Source organism: Streptomyces sp. NPDC043867 (assembly GCF_056435845.1).
Genome location: NZ_JBWKDS010000003.1, coordinates 146,273 through 166,563, shown reverse-complemented (window position 1 = coordinate 166,563; position 20,291 = coordinate 146,273). Strand labels below are relative to the sequence as shown.

Sequence of the window (20,291 nt, the reverse complement as noted above, 5' to 3'; positions counted from 1 at the left end):
GAGGGAGGGGGGAGGGGGTAGTCTGGGTGGCGGCCTTGCGCATCCTTCCCTCTTCTTTCAAGCAAAGAGCCGTCCCCCCCCCCCCCCCCATGCCGGCCCCCCGGGCCGAGCACGGACACCGGGCCGGCAGCCGCTGGCGGATCCTGGCCGTGCTGCACACCGCCGTGCAGGTCAGGCCGTGCTGAGTGGGTGGGCCGCCGTGGCGGAGCGTGGGGGCCATGCGTGGGGGGCGAGGATGCCGAGGACGTAGGCGCGGGCGACGAGCGCGGGGCGGGTGGCGGCGCCCAGGAGCTGCCGCAGGCGGCTGAGGTGGTAGTCGAGCGTCTGCCGGGACAGTTTCAGCGAGGTGGCGATGTCGCTGTTGCTGCTGCCCTGGGCCAGGAGGGACAGGATGCGGAGCTGTGCGGCGGTGAGCGGCGGGTGGGCCTCGTGGGCGAGGCTCTGGTGGGTGACGACGGCCCAGACGTGGCGGGCCCGGCTGGTGGAATGGCCGATTGTCGTCAGGTGGAGCTCCGCGCGGCGCTGCAGCCCCTGGGGGTCGACGAGCAGGGCGGTTGTCTCCACGCGCCGGGTGCGGCGGGCTATCAGGCTGTTCCACCGGTGGTGCAGCGTGTCGAGGCCGGGGGCGGGCCCGGGGGCGAGCAGGGTGTGGGCGCGGCGGCCGACCAGGTCGGGCAGGCTGAGGTGGAAGAGTTCCGCGGCTGCCGCGCTTGCTTGGATCACGCGCCCGTTTGCCGACAGCAGGGCGCAGGGCAGTCCGCTGTGGTCGCGCAGGGCGCTGAGGTTTTCCTCGGCCTCCTGGCGCTGGGCGGTGGCGCGCAGGTGGTCGGTGATGTCCACGTAGATCCCGGCGATGCAGGTGCGGGCGTGTTCCCGTACCGGGAAGCGGTGGCCGAACGCCCGGCCCGTGCTGCCGTCCGGGCGCCGGTAGCGCAGGGTGTGGCGCACCGGCGTGCCCCGGGTGAGGATCTGCTGGTCGAGGGCGCGGAAGCGGTCGGCCTCGGCGGGAGTGTCGAAGTCCTCGATGTACTTGCCGACCAGTTGCCGGGGGACGGTGCCGTAGAGGTGCGCGTAGGCGTGGTTGGCCCACAGGTAGCGGCCGTGGCGGTCCCGGATGAAGGCGGCGGCCGGGGCGAGGGCCACGAGGTCCGCGAAGGCGGTGTAGCCGCGGGGCACCGCGGCGTGGGTGTCGGGTTCTGTCGCGTAAGGGCGGGCGCGGTGCTCGGGATGGTGCCGGACGACGTCGAGGGAGCGGCTGTCGACGGGGGTGCGGCTGCCTGCGGGGGGCTGCCGTCGGCCATCGTCGCTCCGGCGCGCGGGAGTTGCGGGTTCTGGGCGGGTCCGGTCCGGGAGGCGCTGTGCGGTGTCCGGGCCGGTGAAGGCGTCGCCTCTCCGTTCCCGTGCCTGCCGCGGCTCGTCGGCTTCCTCCCGGACCACGGGGAGGTGCTCGAGCAGTGTCTTGGGGCTGGGATCGTCCACAGCGGTCTCCGTCCGTATACGACTGGCTGACGCACAGTCACCTGACGTTGGATATCCCGCACGGTCCGGCACAAGCTCCGTTCCCGGCCGAAGTGCCGAAAGTGGACGGTGGGCCGAGGGGCTGCTCCACGGGCGGGTGCGGGGGCGGTTCGCGGCTGCGTACGCAGGCCGGGGCGCGGCTTCGCCCGCTCCGCAGGACTCGGCGCGTACGCGCAGATCGTGCTGGGCGGCCCGGCACGCTGTGCGACTCAGGCGTTTGCCTGAACCGCGGGCGCCCTGTGCGGGGTTGGAGGCGGGTGCCGCCTGGTCCCCTTGAGTGTGCGGGCGAACACGCTTCCGGCGTTCACCGCACGCGATGTTCCCCGGGCCCGTCACCGCACCAGCGGTGCGGGCAAGGGTCCGTACCGAGTGGGTGAATGGAGACGGATTTCTGTGAGCACGGTGCTGTTGGTGCATGCCAAGGGTGGTACGCCGCTCGGCCATGTCCTGTCGCGGACGGCTGCGAAGGCGGATGTGCACCTGCTGGCGCTCAGCGCTCTTCCGCCTGCCGTGACGGGGGCCGCCGCCAGACTGTGCGCCTCGGTGGTGACGCCCGGCGACGCGGGATGCTCCGACCTGGTGTCCTTGATCGTGGCGCGGGCCAGGGAGGTGGACGCGGACGCGGTGCTCACGTTCTCCGAGTACGCGGTCGTGGCCGTCGCCGCGGCCTGCGAGAAGCTCGGTCTGGCGGGCGCGGGCCGCGCCGTCGAACTCGCCCGCGACAAGCGGCTGATGCGCGGCACCTGGGAGCAGTACGGTCTGCCGCAGCCCGCGTTCCGTGCTGTCGCCACGGAGGCGGACCTGCATGCGGCGGTGGATTCCCTGTCCTGCCCGCTGCTGCTCAAGGCGGCCTGGAGTGCGGGGTCCACCGCGCACCAGATCATTCACTCCCCCGGTGAGGCGTCCGCCGCCTGGGCTCGTTCGCGTGAAGTCATGGCGGAGTCGGCCCGGTTGGGATTCGCGGAGCTTCATGTCGCCCAGGCCGATGCGGACTTCGTGGTGGAGGAGATCGTCAGCGGTACGGCCGCGGACTGGTTCGAGGAGCCCGGCTGGGGCGACTACCTCAGTGTCGAGGGTGTCGTGGCAGGCGGTGTCTTCCATCCCGTCTGCCTCAGTGGCCGGATGCCCACCATCGAGCCGTTCACCGAGCGCGCCGGCATCACCCCCGCCCTGCTCTCCCCCGACGCGCAGGACCGGGTCGTGGCGCTGGCCCGTCGCGCCGTCGACGCTCTGGGCCTGCGCGACTGCGGGACACACACCGAGATCAAGCTCGGTCCGGACGGCAGCATGTGGCTGATCGAGACGGCTGCCCGGTTCGGCGGTGCGATGACGGTGCCGCAGATCGAGGAGGTCTTCGGGCTGGATCTGATCGGCATGCTCGTCGATCACCTCCTGGGGCGGCCGGTCGCCTGGCCCGAGCAGGCTCTGACGCCTGCGCAGGCGCGCGGTGCGGCGGGTTCCCTGGTCGTCCTCGCGGTCGACGGGCGGGGCGAGGCCTGGCGGGACCGCAGGGTCTGGGACTTTCCCGTGGTCGCCTCGCAGGTGCCGCTGAGCCGGGGCAGTGAGCTGTCGGTGGTGGCGGAGAGTTCGCTGGCCGACGGCAGCCTCGTACCGGTCTACGACCCGGCTGCGGGCGCCAACACCATGGCGGCGCTGTGTCTGCTGTTCGCCGCCGACCCGCAGACGGTGCTGCGGGACTTCGAGGCCCTGGTGGACGCCCTGCCGCGGGTGCTGCCCGCCGCGCGGTGCGAGGAGGTCCCGGCATGAGCGCCCCGCTGGTCACCGGTGCCGCCGAGCCGGCCACGGACCGCACGGTCGTCGGCGAGAACCTCTCCCTGCCTCTGTTCCGGACGCTGTCGGGGGTGCTGGCCGGTCACCCCTATCTCAAGGTCGTCGTCGACCGTGTGGAGAACACCTGGCACGTGCTGGACACCAGTGCGCACCCCTTCCACGTCAACTACGTCGCCACCCGGGTGCTGGGGATGGACCTCACCGCGCTGGACGAGGATCTGGACGCGTTCAACGCCTCCGTCTACACCGACCCCGGGCGCCGTTTCCTGCTCGGTGTGCTGTCCCTGCACAGCGAGCAGGACCCGGAGGGCCGCGAGCGGCTGTTTCTCGTTCTGGAGACGACCGAGGCCGACACCATGCGCGGCGAACTGCTGCGATTCTTCTACGAGTTCGTGCGTGCGCGGGTCGACAGCAGGCTGCCGCTGCTGCTCAAGCCCGCCAACCACGGGCAGGAGGAGGAGCTGTCGGCGATCAGCGAACAGCGTGTGCCGCGCATCCTGAGCCATGAGCTGTTCGGGTCCCGGGAGCGGACGCCGCTGAACCCCGGCGAGGCCACCGGGCGACTGCGGTTCTTCCGTACGCACCAGGAGTACGCGGCGGCGGAGGCGGGCCTGGGCTGGTCGGACATCGTGGCGATGCCGTGCCTGCCCGACGACGTGCCGCGGGTCGCCGGCTTCGTCAACACCGCGCCGATCACGCCGCTTTCGCACACCAATGTCCTCGCCTCCGGCTGGGGCATCCCCAACGCGATCGTGCGGGACCTGGAGCAGCTCGTCGAGCAGGGCGGCCTCGACGGCGCGTGGGTGCGCTACCGGGTCGGCGAGGACGAGATATCCCTGCGGCGGCTGGATCACGAACCCGACCTGCGGGCCCCGGCCTGGCATCAGCAGCGCATCCGCCTCGAACCGCCGCTGCTCGAGGACGCCCCCGTGCTGTCCCTGCACCGGCTGCGCAGCGCCGACCGTGACCGCTACGGCACCAAGGCGGCCAACCTCGGCGAGCTGCACCATGTGCTCGACAGCCGTACGGCGGATCTGACGTCCTTCTACGGACGGCCCCGGCCGCCGCGCGAGGACCTCTACGGGCACCTCGCGGCCCGTCTCGGCCTGAGTGCGCCCTCCATCGGACAACTGCGCGCCAGGGCAACCGAGTTCGTCGCCGACGCGGTCAGCGCTCCGGAGGGGGTCGCGGTTCCCTTCGCGCTCCAGCAGCGTTTCCTCGCCTCCTCTCCCGTCCTCCAGCAGGGCATCGGCAAACTCAAGCTGGCGCTCGAACTCGATGCCTTTGACGTCCTGGACTCGCTCTGCCTGCACCTGCAGCACCTGATCCGGCACACGCCTGTCCCCGAGGCGGTCACCCGGCAGATCGACCAGGCCTTCCCCGCCGCGACGGTCTCGCGCGGACCTCTGGTGGTGCGCTCCTCCTCCAACGCCGAGGACCTCCCGGGGTTCTCCGCGGCAGGCGTCTACGACTCCGTCACCACCGTCCACGGCACCGGCGAACTCCTGGACGCCGTACGCCAGGTGTGGGCCTCCCTGGTCTCACCCCGCAGTGTGCGGCTGCGCCACCAGGTCGGCATCTCCCTCGACGACACCTACATGGGCGTGATCATCCAGGAGTACGTGCCGGCCGTTCTGGGCGGTGTCCTGGTGACCTGCGATCCGACCCGCCGGGAGGACTTCCGCAACGTCTACCTCAACTGCTCCCCCGGCTCCCCCGAGCAGGTGGTCGACGGCTCGGTCCTGCCCCAGCAGTACCTGTACAACACCGTGGAGGGCGGCGGCCGCACCGTCGCCCTGGGCTCCTGGGGCGAGGGGCTGCCCGCCGCCACCCGCGCCCGGCTCGCCGACCTGTCCCTGACCGGACGGCTCCTGCAGTCCCACTTCAGCGGGGAGGACGTGGACAAGCCGCTGGACATCGAGTGGCTGATGACCGAGCGGGGCGACTTCCGGCTGGTCCAGATCCGCCCCTACGCGCTGTGAGGACGCGTCCTGGCCCACCGCGCCCCGGCACGGGGGCGACCGCGGGCCCGACGGACACCGCCCGCCGGATCATCCGGCTCAACTACGGCTTCCAGCTGCTGTTCAACCTGCTGTGGTGGATGCCGGTGTTCTACGCCTACCAGAAGGCGGCCGGCCTCTCGGACGGACAGATCTTCGGCATCCAGAGCATCTACTACGTGGCCTTCTGCCTGCTGGAGATCCCGACCGGGCTGATCGCCGACCGGATCGGCACCCGCAACTGCCTGCGGGCCGGAGCGGTGGTCATGACGGCGGCGAACCTGGTCCCGGTCGTCAGCGCCTCCTACACCGGTTTCCTCCTGCACTTCCTGGCCATCGCCGCCGGCCGGTCACTGACCTCCGGAGCGGCGAGCGCCTACCTGTACGACGGGCTGCGGGCGGAGCGGTGCGATCAGCACTATCTGCGGGCGGAGGGCACCGCACGGGCCCTGGGACTGGCGGCGAAAGTGGTGTGCTGGCCGCTGGTCGGGCCGCTGATGGCCCTCGCCCACCCGGCGCCGTACGTGCTCAGCGCCGCGAGCGCGGCGGGCTCCCTCGTCTGCACCGTGCTGCTGCCCCGGCTCGCGGGAACAGGCGCGGGCTCGGGTTCCGGCGGGTCCGACGGGGGACGGCGGGGCGGCGCGTTCCTGCGGGACGCGGGTACCGCGCTGCGCTGTGTCGCCTCCTCGCGGTGGCTGGCCCTGGTGATGGTGCAGGGCGTGGCGGTGTTCACGCTGTCCCGGATCTGCCAGGTCAACCTCTTCCAGCCGATCCTGCTGGACCACGGCATCGCCGAGGCCTCGCACGGTGGGGTGCTGGCCGCGATGACGGTGGCGGAGGCGCTGGCCTCGGCCCGCCCCCAGTGGCTGAGCCGCCGGCTGCCGCCGGTCGCCTGGGTGTCCGTCCTCAGTCTCGCGCTCGCGGGCACCCTGGCGGCGATGACGCTCGGCGGGCCGTGGGTCGTCGTCGTGCTGCTCTGCCTGTTCGCCGCCGCGACCGGTTTCGCGTTCCCCGTCCAGCGCAAACTGGTCAACGACGCGGTGCCGGCACACGCCCCGCGGGCCACGCTGCTGTCGGTCGAGAGCATCGTGGACCGCGCGGTGTGCGCACTGGCCGCGATCGCCGCGGGCGCGTACCTGTCGGCCGGGCACCTGGACGCCCTGCTGTGGCACAGCGCGCTGGCGACGGCGGTGCTGCTCGGGGTCTTTCAACTCCTCGTGCGCAGCGGGGCGGTTGCGCGGGACCGGCGCGGGGAGCAGGTGGTGCCGGCTCCGGACGCCGGCCGTACCGGGGCCGCGAGTACCGGGGCCGCGAGTACGGATGACGGCGGCCCGGAGGCTGCGGACCGGCTTCCCGGCTGACCGGAGGAGGCCTTGTGGGCCGCGGTCGGATCCGTGGCCCTGGCCCTGGTGCCGGCGTCGGTGCCGACGTCGGCGTCGGCGTCGGCGTCGGCGTCGGCGTCGGCGTCGGCGTCGGCGTCGACGTCGGCGTCGACGTCGGCCCGCGGTCGTACGCACCGGGCGGGAAAGGGGCGGACGACCGCGGGCTCTGGGCGTGGACGTCCGTCAGCGCCGCTGCCGGGCCACTACCGGGCCACTACCGGCCGAGGAGTTCGACCAGCCCGGCCGGCAGGAACGCGGGCCGGTGGGGCCGGCCGACCTGGTAGGCCACGAAGCCCAGCGAGGAGGCGACGGTGACCTCCTGGGCCGTCTCCGCCTGGTAGACGACTCGGCAGCGGCCCGAGTCGGCCTTCGCGCGCTGCCACAGGACCGGAGAGGGTTTGCGTTCGGCTTCGGTGCGCGGGGTGCGGATCCGGTCGCCGAAGTCCTCCCAGGCGAACGGCACCGGGCCCCGCCACACCGCGTCGACCTCCTCCTTCAGCCGGGCGGCACGCTCGGCGTCGGTCGTGCCCCAGGAGGGCGGGACGTTGGTGATCAGGCCGACCCTGATGTGGCGTTCCCGCAGGGTCCGCAGATACGAGGCGGCGCCGCTCAGGTAGGCGGTGCTGCCGTCGTCCGCGGTGTGCACCAGGGTCTCCCCCAGGTCGAAGTACACGACGGGGCAGGTGTGTTCGCTGCCGGCAGGCGCAGTGCGGGCGGTGCCCGGGTCTGTGCTCGCGGTCCCGGGGGCGGCCGCAGCCACCGGGGCGCAGAGCAGTGTCGACACCAGGACCGCGCCCAGCGCGAGGCGCGCACGGACCGAACTGTTGGAGGCCATATCACCCTTCACCTTCTCTTGCCGCGGACATGACACGGTATCCGGCGGAGGGCCCAGCGGTGGGGGGAGCGCGTACGTGCACCACCACACGGACGAGGTGCCCACCGCGGGGCAGTTCCTCGCCGACTTCTGCGAGGCGACCGTCACCCACGGTGGCCAGGACGTCGTGGCCGCCCTGCTGGAAGGCTGCGTGGCGGAAACCGGAATCCGCGGGCTCACCGATGAGCTGCTGCACTACTTCATCAACCTCCATGTCGCGCACACCCTCTGCGGCGACGGGGACGGCAGCGGGGCCGGGGATCCGGGGGCGGATCAGGAGAACGTCGGCATGCAGGCCCGCGGCACCACCCCGTTCGTGACGTCCATCACCTGGACCACCTTCGTCCACGTCCAGCAGGCGGACGGTGACCAGGCGATCAGCGCGCACTTCGTGCCCTCGTACGCCGCGGTGACCCTCAACGGGCTGGCCCGCTGCGCCGTGGAACTCCGGGCACGCGACGCCTTCCGGTTCGGATGATCCGCGTGGGCCCGCCGTGGGACGCCGGATCGGTGGTCGCCCGCGCGAGGGAAGCTGTGGTCGCCGGCCGTGCGCAGGACGCGGCGCGTGTTCTCGGCAACTCTTTCCGGGGCGACCCCGAAGAGGGGTCGTCCCGGGAGGAGTTGGCGCTGCTGCTGGTCGCCCTGGGGCGCCGGGACGAGGCGCTGCCGTTGTTGCGTGACGAGATGCGCACGGGTGCCGACGGCCTGGCGTGGGCGCCGGACGTGCTCAAGGCGGCCTTGGAGCAAGGTGACTTCACGCTCGCCGAGGGGTGTGGCTCGCTCTTCGCCCAGCTGCGCTGGGGCGCCTTTTCCGATCCGGCCGAGCGCTCGGCCGTCCCCCTGAGCGTTCCCAAGTTGCAGCACGACATCGACCAGATGCACCACCTCCAGCGCCTGGGTGTGCTGGGCACGGAGTACAGCCGGGTCATCGACGCCTACCGAGCCGTGCGCGACCGGCTGGCGGCCAGAGGTCCCGCAGCCGCGAAACCCTGTCCCTGGACGCCGACTTGGGTGTCGCCGACACCTACAACCGCCTGCTGCATGTGCGCGACACACCGCGCGTGGCGCGGGCCCTGTCCCGGCGCTGGGATCCCGCGACCGTCGAGGAGCAGTACCTGTCGAACGCACCCGGCGTGGTGTACGTGGACGACTTCCTCACCGAGGAGGCGCTGGGCGAGCTGACCGGCGGCAAGGTGTCCTCCCCTATCATGCCGATCCCCGAAGTACCGGTTCTGTCTGGAGTCGACGGTGTGGTCGGGCAACCGCTACGCCCACGGACGGCTGGGCGCGATCATGCAGGACGGGTTCATCTGCCCGCTGCTCATGCAGATCGCCGAGGAGCTGCGGGACGCCCTGCCCCGGCTCATCGGCGACCGGTACCCGCTGCGCCAGATGTGGGGTTTCAAGTGCGGCCCCGAAGTGCCCGCTGACGTCACCACGCACGCGGACTTCGCGGCCGTCAACGTCAACTCCTGGGTCACTCCGGACGACGCGAACGCCGACGAGCACTCGGGTGGTCTGGTGGTGCACGACATCGACGCCCCCTTGTCCTGGGGTTTCGACACCTACAACGGCCGCCAGGACCTGATCCATCCGTTCCTGCGACGCCGGCGGGCCCGCAGCATGACCATCCCCTACCGGCAGAACCGGGCGGTGATCTTCAACTCCGACCTCTTCCACGCCTCGGACGCCATCCGCTTCCGGCCCGGCTACGAGAACCTGCGCATCAACGTCACGATGCTCTACGGCGACCCGTGAGGAGGAAGCACACCATCCACGGCTGTCCGGCCCCGAGGCGGCAGCCGGCAGGCCGGCCTGGAGATCGGCGGCTTTCACCCGGGCGAGGGCAAGACGGTGCTGAGCGCGGGGACGCTTGCGCACCCGCTCTGCTCGGGATGTGCCTGTACCTCTGCAGGGGGACCCGGCGCTCGCCAGCCGCAGCCCGCCGGCTCCACCCATGTCGCGACGACGGTGTCTGGTTCATTCCCGTCCTGACGCGGTCCCCGGGCGCAGGCCGGCAACGGCCGGGACGGACCCCGGGCCCGGGCGGCCCCCGGGTCAGCCGGCTCCGGTGAGGATGCGGTTGACCAGGGTGGTGAGCTCGGCCGGGGTTGTGGCTCCAGCGAACTTCTCCTCGTCGATGGCCACGCCGAACTCCCGCTCCAGTCTGCTCAACGTCTCCAGCATGGCCAGGGAGTCGTAGCCGAGCGAGGCGAACTCGACGTCCTGGGGAAGGCGATCGGTCTCGATCGCCTCCTCGTCACCGGCGCACTCGCGCATGATCTCCATGAGCCTGTCCGTTGTCAGCTGATCGGTCATCGCCGTGTCTCCTGTCAGGGGGTGGGGGGCCGGCGCGGGCCCGCTACGACCAGGGCCGAGTTGAAGCCCCCTTGTCCTCGCGCGAGGATCAGTGCCGTGGCGAGCGGGGCCATGCGCGGGGCGGTCACGAGGTCGAGGGTGTGGTCCGGCAGTGGTCGTGAAACATGGACGGTCGGGGGGATGACGCCTTCACGCAGCGCCAGAAGGGCGGTGGCAACGTCGACGGCCGGGCCTCCTGCGCTCAGCCGGCCGGTCATGGTCTTGGGCGCGGTCACCGGGACTCCGTGGGGGCCGAAGAGGGTGCGCAGCACGTCTGCCTCGACGGCGTCCTCCTCGGGGGTGCCCACTGCGTCCGCGAAGACCACGTCGATGTCCTCAGGCCCGAGCCGCGCGTCGTCGAGGGCCGCTTGCGCGGCCCGTACGAGGTTCGCGGGGCGGCCCGAGCCGGGCGGCGGGTCGAAGGTGGCCGCGTAGCCGGCCAGCCGTCCGTACCGGCGGCGTGCGCCCCGCGCCCGTGCGGCTTCCTCGCTTTCCAGGACGAGCAGGGCTCCACCCTCTCCGGGCACGTATCCGGCGGCCTCGGCATCGAAGGGTCGGTAGGCGAGGGCGGGATCGGACTCCCGGCTCATCCTGGTGGTGCTGAGCTGGGCAACCCAGCCCCAGGGGCAGGGAGAGCCGTCGACGGCTCCGGCGAGCACCATCGGCTGTCCCCCGCGGAGCTGCCGTCGGGCCTGTCCAAGGGCGTCGAGGCCACCTGCCTGTTCGGTGACCAGGGCGCCGGCGGGGCCGCGCAGCCCGTGCCGGATGGAGACCTGGCCGGTGTTGACGGCGTAGAACCAGGCGAAGGACTGGTAGGCACTGACGTGCTTCGGTCCCCGGTCCCACAGGTTCTGCAGCTCGCGGTGGCCGAACTCGAAGCCGCCCGCCGAGGCGGCGGTGACGACGCCCACCCCGTACTCCGGGAGCAGGGCGGGGTCGAACTCGGCGTCGGCGAGGGCCCAGTCGGAGGCGACGAGGGCCATCCGGGTCATGTGGTCGGTCTGGGGCAGGAGCTGGCTGGGCAGGTGCTCCTCCGGGACGAAGCCGGCTACCTCACCCGCGAGCCGGCTCGGGTAGCCGTCGGCGTCGAACCGGGTGACGGGGCCGATCGCCGAGGTGCCGCTCAGGGTGTTCTTCCAGTGCTCGTCGTGGCCCAGGCCGGTGGGGGCCAGCACTCCCATGCCGGTGACGACCGTGTCCGTGTTCACGCCGCCGCCCTGCCCTGCACGTCGGGTCCGGACAGCACCATGGCGCTCTGGAAGCCACCGAATCCGCTGCCGACCGTGAGGACGTTTCCGACGGGCAGGGAACGGGCCTCCAGGGGTACGTAGTCCAGGTCGCACTCGGGATCGGGCTCACGCAGGTTGGCGGTGGGCGGGACCGTGTCGTGGCGGATGGCGAGGGCGCAGGCGGCGATCTCCAGAGAGCCGATGGCGCCCAGCGAATGGCCGATCATCGACTTGATGCTGCTGACCGGGGTCCGGTACGCATGATCCCCGAGGCTTGCCTTGAAGGCCGCGGTCTCGTGGCGGTCATTCTGCTTGGTGCCCGAGCCGTGGGCGTTGATGTAGTCGATCGCGGACGGATCCGTACGGGCGGCGGCGAGCGCGACTCTGATCGCCTCCGCCATCTCCTTGCCGTCGGGCCGCAGTCCGGTCATATGGAAGGCGTTGCTGCGGGACGCGAATCCGGTGATCTCGGCGTACACCTCGGCGCCACGGCGGCGGGCGTGCTCCCGTTCCTCCAGGACGAAGACGGCGGCTCCCTCACCGAGGACGAAGCCCCGGCGCGTGCGGTCGAAGGGACGGGAGGCCTCGGCCGGTCGGTCGTTGTCGGGGCTCGTGGCCTTGATCGCGTCGAAACAGGCCACGGTGATGGGCGAGATGGGCGCCTCGGTGGCTCCTGCCACCATCACGTCGGCTGCGCCCTCGGCGATCAGGTCGGCCGCCCGGCCCACCGCGTCGAGGCCCGAGGTGCACCCGGTCGACACCAGGGAAACCGGCCCCTCCGCCGCGATGCGGTCGTGGGCCACCTCGGCGACGATGGAGCTGGGCACGAAGTAGTCGAAGAGGTGGGGGACGGCGTAGGCGTGGTCGACGAGCCATCGGCTGCCGCTGTCGCTGACGACGGCGTACTCGTTCTCCAGGCTCGTGGTGCAGCCGACCGCACTGCCGAGGACCACCCCGATTCGGGAGCCGTCCATGGCCTCGCGGTCGATCCCGCTGTCCTCGATTCCCTCACGTGCGGCGACCACGGCGAATTGCGCGGCCCGGTCCATCCGGCGAATCTCCCGGGGCGTGAGACCCTCCGTAGCGGCGTCGAAGTCGCATTCCGCAGCTATTCGGGAACGAAAGGGCCCGGGATCGAAAGCCGTGATAGCCCGGGTGGCTGTGCGCCCCGCCGTCAGAAGGTCCCAGAACGGCTTCACGCCGATGGCACCGGGAGCCACGATTCCGATACCCGTGATGACCGCACGGCGATTTGTCGCTGTATTCATCCGCGTCCCCCCACACCGGCGCCCTTGACCCTGTTCTTTGCGGAGCAGAGCCCTGTGTCACTCACATCGGAAATGTCCACGGGGCGAGCGTGCGCGGAATAGCTAGTATTCGACTCAATGGTGATTGGAGGAGCACGGAGAGACTTGACACGGGCGGCAGAACCGTGTCGGGCGGGCCGGCCGGGAGCGCCGCAGAGCCGCGCCTGCGTTCGAATCTTGCTGGAGGAACGCTGGAGCCGGGGCGCCGGGTGGTGCCGGACGAGCACGCGGACCGGCCAATCTACCGGAATCGGCCATGCGGCCGGACCACGCTCATCGGTTTCGGAGGTCCTCCCGAAGGGCGATCAACCCGCCGAGGGTGGCGGGAAGAGATACCCGCACGCATCGGCCTCCGGCATAGGCCAAGGGCGCAACCCGCCAGTTGGCGCCTGCCGGATAGAGGGTCGACGGGTGGTCGTGGCGGAATCGAATATCCGCCAGTCCTCGACGGTCGCGGCTTTACGGGAACTTTTCCCGGGTGACGAGTCAAGGTCCGGCAAAGTGGACATTCTTCTTGTTCTTCAGTGATTCATCGAGTCTCCTCCGCACCCCGTCCCGGCGTTGACCAGTCGATTTCAAGGACCTACCGTGAAGGCGAGGTGGTCTGTCAACGGCGAGGGGCACACGTGCGGTGCGACTCAGCGGAAACGGGAGGAAACATCTTGGAGTCCCGATTATTAGGTCCCGTCGAAATCCTCTGGGATGGCCGAAACATCATGCCGACCGCACCCAAGCCCCGGCAGGTCATATGTCTGCTCATGCTGCGGCACAACACCGTGGTGCAGGCGTCCGAGCTTATCGACGAGTTGTGGCCCGAACTCCCGCCACCGAGCGCGGTGACCACCCTGCAGACGTACATCTACAAGTTCCGCAAGCTTCTCCTGAGGCAGGGCCTCGGGAACCTGATCCGGACGAAGCCGGGTGGATACAGCCTCACCATTCCCTCGTCGAGTCTGGACGTCAGCCTGTTCGAGAAGCAGGCGGACGAAGGGCAGGAACTTCTCCAACAGGGCGATACCACGGCGGCTTTGGCATGTTTTGAGCGAGCTCTGGCCCTGTGGCGCGGACCCGCGCTCGCCGACGTCGAAACCGGAGGGCGGCTCCTCTCGTACGTGACTCGGCTGGAGGAGCTGCGCTTCCGCATCCTCGAACTGCGGATCGAGGCCGGCCTGGAGAACGGCCGGCACCGCGAACTGATCAGCGAACTGAAGGCCTTGGTGCTGACCCATCCGCTGCACGAGCACCTCCATGCACTGCTCATGCTGGCTCTGCACCGGTCCGGGCGGCGGCATGAGGCACTGGAGGTCTACCAGAGCCTGCGGCAGAAGATGATCGACGAACTCGGCCTCGAACCCGGCAAGGAACTCGCCCGTCTCCAGTACACCCTGCTCTCCGACTCCCCGGCCGCACCCCAGGATTCCCCGCGCCGGCCGAGGCCCGGGTCCGCCCCCGTTCTTCTGCAGGCCGGCCCCCCGGCGGAGGGCTCCCCCGAGACCCCCGAGACCTTCGCTCCCCCGCCACCGCCGGTTCGGGGGGGGGGGGGAGGGGGGAGGGGTGGGGGGGAGGGTCCCCACCCCCCCCCCCCCCCCCCCCCCCCCCCCCCCCCCACCACCCCCCCCCCCCCCCCCCCCCCCCCCCCCCCCCCCCCCCCCCCCCCCCCCCCTCTTTCCGCGTGGGGACACTCCCCCCCCCTCCCTGTCCCCCCCCCCCCCCACCGAACCCATCTCCCCTCCAGGGCCCCCACCCGCACCCCGCCTTCCCGAGCCCCGCACCTCTGCCGGTCCCCCCCTGGTACCCGACCAGCTGCCCTCACAGGTCGCCGTACGGGAGTCCATCGGGACACCGGCGCAACTGCCGGCCGGACTCGCGGGATTCGTCGGCCGCGACGACGTCCTCAAGGAACTGGAGAGGGCGCTGCGCGCGCCCGGCGGACCAGCCGCCGACGGCACGGCGGCCCACATCGGGGTCGTGACCGGCCCGCCGGGTGTCGGCAAGAGCGCGGTGGCCGTCCACGTCGCGCACACCCTCCGCCCGCACTTCCCCGACGGACAGCTCTACGCGGACCTGCGTGGCTCCTCTGCCGAGCCGCGCGACCCCTCCGAGGTGCTCCGGGGCTTCCTGCGGGCCCTGGAGGTCCCGAGCTCGCGCATTCCGGAGGGGTTGGAGGAGTGCGGAGCACTGTTCCGGTCCCGTACGGCCGGGCACCGAGTGCTGGTGCTTTTGGACGACGTGGCGTCCTCGGCCCAGATCCGGCACCTGCTGCCGGCCGACCCGCGCTGCGCGCTGCTGGTCACCGGTCGGCGGCGCATGACCGCCCTGGTGGAGGCCGAGCGCGTCGAGCTGGGCGCACCCTCCCCCGATGAGGCCCTGGAGATCCTCGCGGTACTGGCGGGCCGGCAGCGGGTGGACCGCGAACCGGAGGCCGCGCACCGGACCATCGAGCTGCTCGGCCGTCACCCGCTGGCCCTGCGGTGCGTGGGCGGCAGACTCGCGGCGGGGCCGGGACTCTCGCTGTCGGCGCTCGCCGACCGGCTCGAGGCCACACCCCGGATCCTCGACGTGGCCCGGCTCGGGGAGCTGGACGTGCGTTCCCGGTTCGCGGCGAGCTACGCGGCCCTCAACCACCAGGAACAGGGGGCCTTCCGGCTGCTCAGCATGCTGGGCGAGACGCCCTTCACCGCGTCGCAGGCGGCCGAACTGCTGAGCCGCCCGGTGCGGGAGCTCGACTCCGTCCTGGAGTCCCTTGCCGACCATCACCTGCTGGCCACGGACCGCTGCGCCGACGGCACCGGCCGGTACCGCTTCGACCGGCTGACCCGGGCCTACGCCAAGGAGCGCCTGGAGGAGACGCTCGTGACGCCGCCCGTGGCCGAGGAGGTGGGGGCCAGGTGAGCAGGGTTCCCGGCCGGTGGTCAGCCGGTGTCGAGACGTCCTCGACGAGCCGCTGCCAGGCTCCCCGGCACGCGTCCGCGAGTGTCGGACGAAGACGACGAGCAGAGGGGTGGCCCTGCCCATGCCGAGCGGCGAACAGCAGGAGTCCAACGTTGTCAGCGACGCCGGCCAGGTCGGCACCGGTCCCGAGGTGACCTTCGTGAACAGGTTCACCGTCCACGGGGCGCCCGAGGAGTTCGAGGAGGTCTTCGCCCGGACGTCCGCCTTCATGGCACGGCAGCCCGGTTTCGTCCGGCACAGCCTGCTGCGGGAGGTGGACGACCCGGCCGGCTACGTGAACCTCGCCGTGTGGGCCGACCGGACCTCGTTCCGGCGGGCGGTGCAACAACCCGGCTTCGGTCCGCACGCCGCCGCGCTGCGGGCGCTGAGCCGGAGCAGGAATGGACTCTTCACCGCCCGCCTGTCAGTGACGGCGGCCGAGGCCCGCGAGGACTGAGCCGCCGCCACGTCCGGTGGACGAGCCGTCAGGACAGGGTCTCGAGAACCTCTCTGAGGGCCTCAACGACCTTGGCCTGCGCTTCCGGGGTCAGTGAGGGGTACATGGGCAGCGAGAAGATCTCACGGGCCAGCCGCTCGGTGACGGGCAGAGAGCCTTCCCGCTGGCCCAGGTGCGCGAAGCCGGTCATCGTGTGGATCGGCCAGGGGTAGCTGATGTTCAGCTCGATGTCTCGTTCCCGGAGCGACTCGATGATCTCGTCCCGGCGCGGGTGGCGCACCACGTACACGTAGTACACGTGGTCGTTGCCCGGGGCCGTCCGCGGGAGGACCAGGCCGGTGTCACCGAGCCCTTCGGCGTACCGTCGGGCGATCGCCCGACGGCGCGTCACATACTGGTCGAGACGCCGGAGTTTGCGGCGCAAGATCTCTGCCTGCACTTCGTCGAGGCGGCTGTTGTGGGCGGGCAGGCCGGTGACGTAGTACCGCTCTTCCATGCCGTAGTAGCGCAGTCGGCGCAGCCTGTGGTCCACCTCCTCGTCGGAGGTAAGGACCGCGCCGCCGTCGCCGTACGCGCCAAGGACCTTCGTCGGGTAGAAGGAGAAGGCGGCGGCGTTGCCCATGGTCCCGGCCGCACGGTCGTGGTGACGGGCACCATGGGCCTGGGCGCAGTCCTCGAGGACGGCCAGGCCGTGCCGAGCGGCCAGCTCCTCCAGGGGCGCCATGTCGACGCACTGACCGTAGAGGTGGACCGGGAGCAGGCAGCGGGTGCGCGAGGTGATGGCGGCCTCCACCTGGGAGACGTCCATGAGGTAGTCCTCGCGCACATCGACGAAGACCGGGGTGGCGCCAGTTCCGGCGATGGCGACGACGGTCGGGGCGGCGGTGTTGGAGACGGTTATCACCTCGTCCCCGGGTCCCACCCCGAGGGCCTCCAGGCCGAGTTTGACGGCGTTGGTGCCGTTGTCCACGCCGACGCAGTGCCGGGCTCCGAGCCGGGCGGCGAACTCCTCCTCGAACGAGCGGACGCTGTCAGCGAGGACCAGCCGACCGGAGCCGAAGACCGTGTCCACCGCGTCGAGAATCTCCTCGCGTTCCGTTTCATACTCGTCCAGATATCCCCATACACGAATGGTCACAGGCATTCTCCATTTCCGCTCGGATGGACATAGATTTCAGCGGATCGAACTCGTATTCAGCTCGATTGCACCTCGACCTGGGATTCTCTTGCTTGTGGGTGGAGATACCGCCTGGATAGCATTGTTCCCATGAAGGGAATCATTCTGGCAGGAGGCACGGGAAGTCGTTTGTATCCGATCACGCTGGCCGTTTCCAAACAGCTGTTGCCGGTCGGCGACAAACCGATGATCTACTATCCGCTCTCGGTACTGATGCTGGCGGACATCAGGGACATCCTCATCATCACCACCCCCCACGACCTGCCCCAGTTCCGGCGCCTGCTCGGTGACGGCGGCCATCTGGGGCTCCGCGTCGACTACGCGGAGCAGCCCAAGCCGAACGGGATCGCGGAGGCCTTCGTCATCGGCGCCGACCACATCGGGGACGATTCCGTGGCCCTGGTGCTGGGTGACAATATATTCCACGGACATTCCTTCTCCGAGGTGCTCAGAAAAGAGCGGGAGAATTTGGACGGGTGCCTGCTGTTCGGTTACGAGGTACATGATCCCGAGCGGTACGGGGTCGGCGAGACCGACGGCGACGGACTTCTGATATCGATCGAGGAAAAGCCGGAACGGCCCCGCTCGAACCGCGCGATCACGGGTCTCTACCTCTACGACAACGACGTGGTGGCACGGACCGCGGCCCTGCGCCCTTCGGCGCGCGGCGAGCTGGAGATCACCGATCTGAACCGTATGTACATGGAGCGCGGCCGGGCTCGGCTGCGGGAGCTCGGGCGGGGCTTCGCGTGGCTGGACACCGGGACCCCCGAGTCGCTCCTCCAAGCGGCCCAGTACGTACGGACCCTGGAGGAGCGGCAAGGGGTGCGGATCGCCTGCGTCGAGGAGGTGGCGCTGCGCAGGGGCTTCATCAGTCCGGAGGAGTGTCACCGGCTGGGAGCACGACTGGGGAATTCGGACTACGGCCGCTACGTGATGGCCATCGCCGGTGAACACCCCTCCTCCGTGTGAGGGTCCCCGGACGCCTCAGGGGCGGCGCGCGACGAAGAGTCCCCGCGCTGTCCACTCCGGCTGGAGGTACTGCGCCGGGCACCCGGCGTCGGCGAAGGCGGACAGGTACTCGTCCAGGGTGAACAGGGTGAGGAGGTCAACCTCGGTGAACTCCCTGATGCCCCCGGCCTCGCCGACCACGAACCGGACCTCCATCCGCGTGGTGCGGCCCTCACGGGTCGAGTGCGAGATCCGGGCGACCGTCCGGTGTTCGTCGCTCGCCAGGTCGCCGGCCACGTATCCGTCGAGGAACCGTTCGGGGAACCACCAGGGCTCGACGACGAGCACCCCGCCGGGCCTCAGGTGGCGGGCCATGGCGGCGACCGCCGCCCGCATGTCCGGGACCGTCCTCAAATAGCCGATCGCGGTGAACAGGCACACCACTGCGTCGAAGGTGCGCCCGAGGTCGAAGTCGCGCATGTCCCCCTGGTGCAGCGGCATGCCGGGGAGCCGGCCGGCGGCGCGTTCCAGCATGGCCGGAGAGAGTTCGAGGCCCTCGGTATGGGCGAAGAGGCCGCCGAAGGCCTCCAGGTGGGCGCCGGTGCCGCACGCCACGTCCAGCAGGGAGTCGGCGGCGGGCAACTGGTTCCTGATCAGGCGGGTGGTCTCGGCGGCCTCGGCGGCCCAGTCCTTGCCGCGGGCGCGATAGACCAGCTCGTAGACGTCCGCCAGGTCGTGGCCGAACATCGGCCTCCTTCGGATAGGGGCCCGGGACCGGGCACGGATGGACCGGGTGCCGGACGGCTCATTACTCGACGAGGGCGACCGCCCGGGTCCAGCCGGCACCGGCGCCGGCGATCTTCACCGGGAAGCAGGAGACCTGGAAGCCGTACGGTCCGGGCAGCGCCTCCAGGTTGGCCAGCCGTTCGATCTGGCAGTACTCGCGGTCCCTGCCGATCATGTGCGCGGGCCACAGCACGTCACGATCCCCCGTGGCCCGGTAGCGGGCGATGATGTCGCCGAAGGGGGCGTCCAGGCTGAACGCGTCCGTGCCGATGACCCGGACGCCGAGGTCGAGGAGGAGATGGACGGCAGGGCCGTCCAGACCCGCGAACTCGGTGAAGTACCGCTCGGTCCCCCGGTGACGCTGAGCCCCGGTGTGCAGCAGGACGATGTCCATCGGGCTCGGGGTGCGGCCGATGCGGGCGAACTCCTTCTCCAGCCGGTCCGCGCCGATGACGCCGGTGAGCGCGTCGGTGAGGTCCAGCACCATGCCGGGCCGCAGGAACCAGTCCAGCGGCATCCGGTCGATGTGCCGGGGCACCCCGTCGCCGTAACCCGCTCGCGAACCGTAGTGGGACGGCGCGTCCACATGGGTGCCGCTGTGGGTGGTGAGCGTGACCCGGTCGAGGGAGAGGAACTCGCCGTCGGGCAGTTCCTCGGGGTCGAAGGAGATGCCGAAGTGGGTCTGCATCTCCTCGCTCATGTGCAGGGCGCCCGCGCGGGGAGTGAGGACGTGGTGCTCCACGGGGTCGGGTTCCCAGAGCGCCGCGTCCACCGCCGAGGACAGGTCGATGAGCCTCACGGCGCACCTCCATGGGATCGGGGCCGTGTTCAGGGTCGGCATCCTCCCGGTCGGGGCCGGAACACCGCTGGAGCCGGGGCTGGAGTACCGCTCGAACCGGGCTGGAGGGCGGGGCCCGTCGGAGCACGAGGCCGGTTCCAAGGGGCCGCGCGAGCATCGGCGTCAGCGGCCCGCGACCGGCGGGCGAGGAGGGAGATCCGTGAGCGAGACCGTCAGCCCGGCGTACGCGTCGCTGTGCGCCGACATCCAGCGGTTCCACGCCCGGCAGATGCAGTTGCTGGACTCGGGCGACGCCGAGGCGTGGGCAGCCACCTTCACCGAGGACGGCCTGTTCGCGCCGCCGTCGCTGCCCCAGCCGGTCCGCGGGCGGGCCGCCCTGGCGGACGGGGTCCGGTCGGCGCACACGGAACTCGCCGCCGAGGGCGAGGTGCGTCGGCACCTGCTGACCACGGCCGCGGTGGAGGACCCCGGACCGGACGGCTCTGTGCGGGTGCGTTCGTACGTGCAGGTGGTGGCGACCCGGCGGGACGAGGCACCGCGTCTGCTGCTGATGTGCGTGTGTGACGACGTCCTGGTCGTCGAGGACGGGGAGTGGCGGGTGCGCGAACGGTACGTGACCCGCGACGACCGGCCCTGAGGGGAATGGCGGGGGGGGGGGGGGGGGGGGGGGGGGGGGGGGGGGGGGGGGGGGGAGGGGGGGGGGGGGTGGGGGGGGTGGGGGTGGGGGTGGT

The 20,291-nt window shown here is 71.2% G+C and carries 18 protein-coding genes and 1 pseudogene; 11 read left to right on the top strand and 8 right to left on the bottom strand.

From position 1 onward, the window contains the following. Positions 1-171: 171 nt before the first annotated feature. Positions 172-1,479: a PAS domain-containing protein gene (locus AC069T_RS04290; protein WP_478781257.1), complete on the bottom strand. Its 1,308-nt coding sequence runs from the start codon at positions 1,477-1,479 to the stop codon at positions 172-174. Between the two features lie 432 nt (positions 1,480-1,911). On the opposite strand from AC069T_RS04290, the gene AC069T_RS04285 reads away from it, so the two are divergent. Genes AC069T_RS04285 through AC069T_RS04275 form a run of 3 tightly spaced genes read left to right on the top strand, consistent with a single transcriptional unit; the run spans position 1,912 to position 6,670 of the window. Beyond that, on the top strand, positions 1,912-3,285 hold the full coding sequence (locus AC069T_RS04285) for an ATP-grasp domain-containing protein (protein WP_478781256.1): 1,374 nt from the start codon (positions 1,912-1,914) through the stop codon (positions 3,283-3,285). Next, positions 3,282-5,291: a PEP/pyruvate-binding domain-containing protein gene (locus AC069T_RS04280; RefSeq protein ID WP_478781255.1), complete on the top strand. Its 2,010-nt coding sequence runs from the start codon at positions 3,282-3,284 to the stop codon at positions 5,289-5,291. The genes AC069T_RS04285 and AC069T_RS04280 overlap by 4 nt, the downstream gene beginning before the upstream one ends. After that, positions 5,288-6,670: an MFS transporter gene (locus tag AC069T_RS04275; RefSeq protein WP_478781254.1), complete on the top strand. Its 1,383-nt coding sequence runs from the start codon at positions 5,288-5,290 to the stop codon at positions 6,668-6,670. The genes AC069T_RS04280 and AC069T_RS04275 overlap by 4 nt, the downstream gene beginning before the upstream one ends. Positions 6,671-6,905: 235 nt before the next feature. On the opposite strand, the gene AC069T_RS04270 is transcribed toward AC069T_RS04275, so the two are convergent. After that, complete coding sequence (locus AC069T_RS04270; RefSeq protein WP_478781253.1) at positions 6,906-7,526, bottom strand: hypothetical protein; 621 nt, start codon at positions 7,524-7,526, stop codon at positions 6,906-6,908. Positions 7,527-7,602: 76 nt separating this feature from the next. On the opposite strand from AC069T_RS04270, the gene AC069T_RS04265 reads away from it, so the two are divergent. The 3 genes from AC069T_RS04265 (at position 7,603) to AC069T_RS04255 (ending at position 9,323) form a co-directional block, all read left to right on the top strand. Further along, on the top strand, positions 7,603-8,043 hold the full coding sequence (locus AC069T_RS04265; RefSeq protein ID WP_478781252.1) for a hypothetical protein: 441 nt from the start codon (positions 7,603-7,605) through the stop codon (positions 8,041-8,043). Between the two features lie 5 nt (positions 8,044-8,048). Beyond that, positions 8,049-8,747: a hypothetical protein gene (locus AC069T_RS04260; protein WP_478781251.1), complete on the top strand. Its 699-nt coding sequence runs from the start codon at positions 8,049-8,051 to the stop codon at positions 8,745-8,747. A gap of 66 nt (positions 8,748-8,813) precedes the next feature. Beyond that, a complete protein-coding gene (locus tag AC069T_RS04255) occupies positions 8,814-9,323 on the top strand; it encodes a hypothetical protein (RefSeq protein ID WP_478781250.1) in 510 nt (169 codons plus the stop codon). A 300-nt stretch (positions 9,324-9,623) separates the two neighbouring features. Here AC069T_RS04255 and AC069T_RS04250 read toward each other — a convergent pair whose 3' ends face one another. Genes AC069T_RS04250 through AC069T_RS04240 form a run of 3 tightly spaced genes read right to left on the bottom strand, consistent with a single transcriptional unit; the run spans position 9,624 to position 12,420 of the window. After that, complete coding sequence (locus AC069T_RS04250; protein ID WP_478781249.1) at positions 9,624-9,884, bottom strand: acyl carrier protein; 261 nt, start codon at positions 9,882-9,884, stop codon at positions 9,624-9,626. A 14-nt stretch (positions 9,885-9,898) separates the two neighbouring features. Then, a complete protein-coding gene (locus tag AC069T_RS04245; RefSeq protein WP_478781390.1) occupies positions 9,899-11,104 on the bottom strand; it encodes a ketosynthase chain-length factor in 1,206 nt (401 codons plus the stop codon). 23 nt (positions 11,105-11,127) lie between these two features. Next, positions 11,128-12,420 (bottom strand): beta-ketoacyl-[acyl-carrier-protein] synthase family protein, encoded by a 1,293-nt coding sequence (locus tag AC069T_RS04240; protein ID WP_478781248.1) that lies wholly within the window; start codon positions 12,418-12,420, stop codon positions 11,128-11,130. Between the two features lie 755 nt (positions 12,421-13,175). Between AC069T_RS04240 and AC069T_RS04235 the strand changes: the two are divergent. The 3 genes and pseudogenes from AC069T_RS04235 to AC069T_RS04225 all read left to right on the top strand — a co-directional run. Continuing rightward, positions 13,176-13,790 (top strand): annotated as a pseudogene (locus tag AC069T_RS04235) (AfsR/SARP family transcriptional regulator); the annotation flags it as partial. Positions 13,791-14,013: 223 nt separating this feature from the next. Beyond that, on the top strand, positions 14,014-15,351 hold the full coding sequence (locus AC069T_RS04230; protein ID WP_478781247.1) for an AAA family ATPase: 1,338 nt from the start codon (positions 14,014-14,016) through the stop codon (positions 15,349-15,351). Positions 15,352-15,472: 121 nt separating this feature from the next. Continuing rightward, entirely contained in the window at positions 15,473-15,847 is a 375-nt protein-coding gene (locus AC069T_RS04225) for an antibiotic biosynthesis monooxygenase family protein (RefSeq protein WP_478781246.1), read from the top strand. 28 nt (positions 15,848-15,875) lie between these two features. On the opposite strand, the gene AC069T_RS04220 is transcribed toward AC069T_RS04225, so the two are convergent. Next, the gene (locus AC069T_RS04220) at positions 15,876-16,985 is read right to left on the bottom strand and encodes a DegT/DnrJ/EryC1/StrS family aminotransferase (RefSeq protein ID WP_478781245.1); all 1,110 of its coding nucleotides are present in this window, start codon (positions 16,983-16,985) and stop codon (positions 15,876-15,878) included. Positions 16,986-17,114: 129 nt separating this feature from the next. Here AC069T_RS04220 and rfbA point away from each other — a divergent pair, with 129 nt between their 5' ends. Next, entirely contained in the window at positions 17,115-17,996 is an 882-nt protein-coding gene (gene rfbA, locus AC069T_RS04215; RefSeq protein WP_478781244.1) for a glucose-1-phosphate thymidylyltransferase RfbA, read from the top strand. Positions 17,997-18,011: 15 nt separating this feature from the next. Here rfbA and AC069T_RS04210 read toward each other — a convergent pair whose 3' ends face one another. Together AC069T_RS04210 and AC069T_RS04205 are read right to left on the bottom strand one after the other, a co-directional pair. Continuing rightward, entirely contained in the window at positions 18,012-18,722 is a 711-nt protein-coding gene (locus tag AC069T_RS04210; protein ID WP_478781243.1) for a class I SAM-dependent methyltransferase, read from the bottom strand. A 61-nt stretch (positions 18,723-18,783) separates the two neighbouring features. Further along, a complete protein-coding gene (locus AC069T_RS04205) occupies positions 18,784-19,560 on the bottom strand; it encodes a cyclase family protein (protein ID WP_478781242.1) in 777 nt (258 codons plus the stop codon). A gap of 199 nt (positions 19,561-19,759) precedes the next feature. On the opposite strand from AC069T_RS04205, the gene AC069T_RS04200 reads away from it, so the two are divergent. Beyond that, positions 19,760-20,197 carry a nuclear transport factor 2 family protein gene (locus AC069T_RS04200; RefSeq protein ID WP_478781241.1) on the top strand — a complete coding sequence of 146 codons (438 nt, stop codon included), beginning with the start codon at positions 19,760-19,762 and terminating at the stop codon, positions 20,195-20,197. The last annotated feature ends 94 nt before the right edge of the window (positions 20,198-20,291 follow it).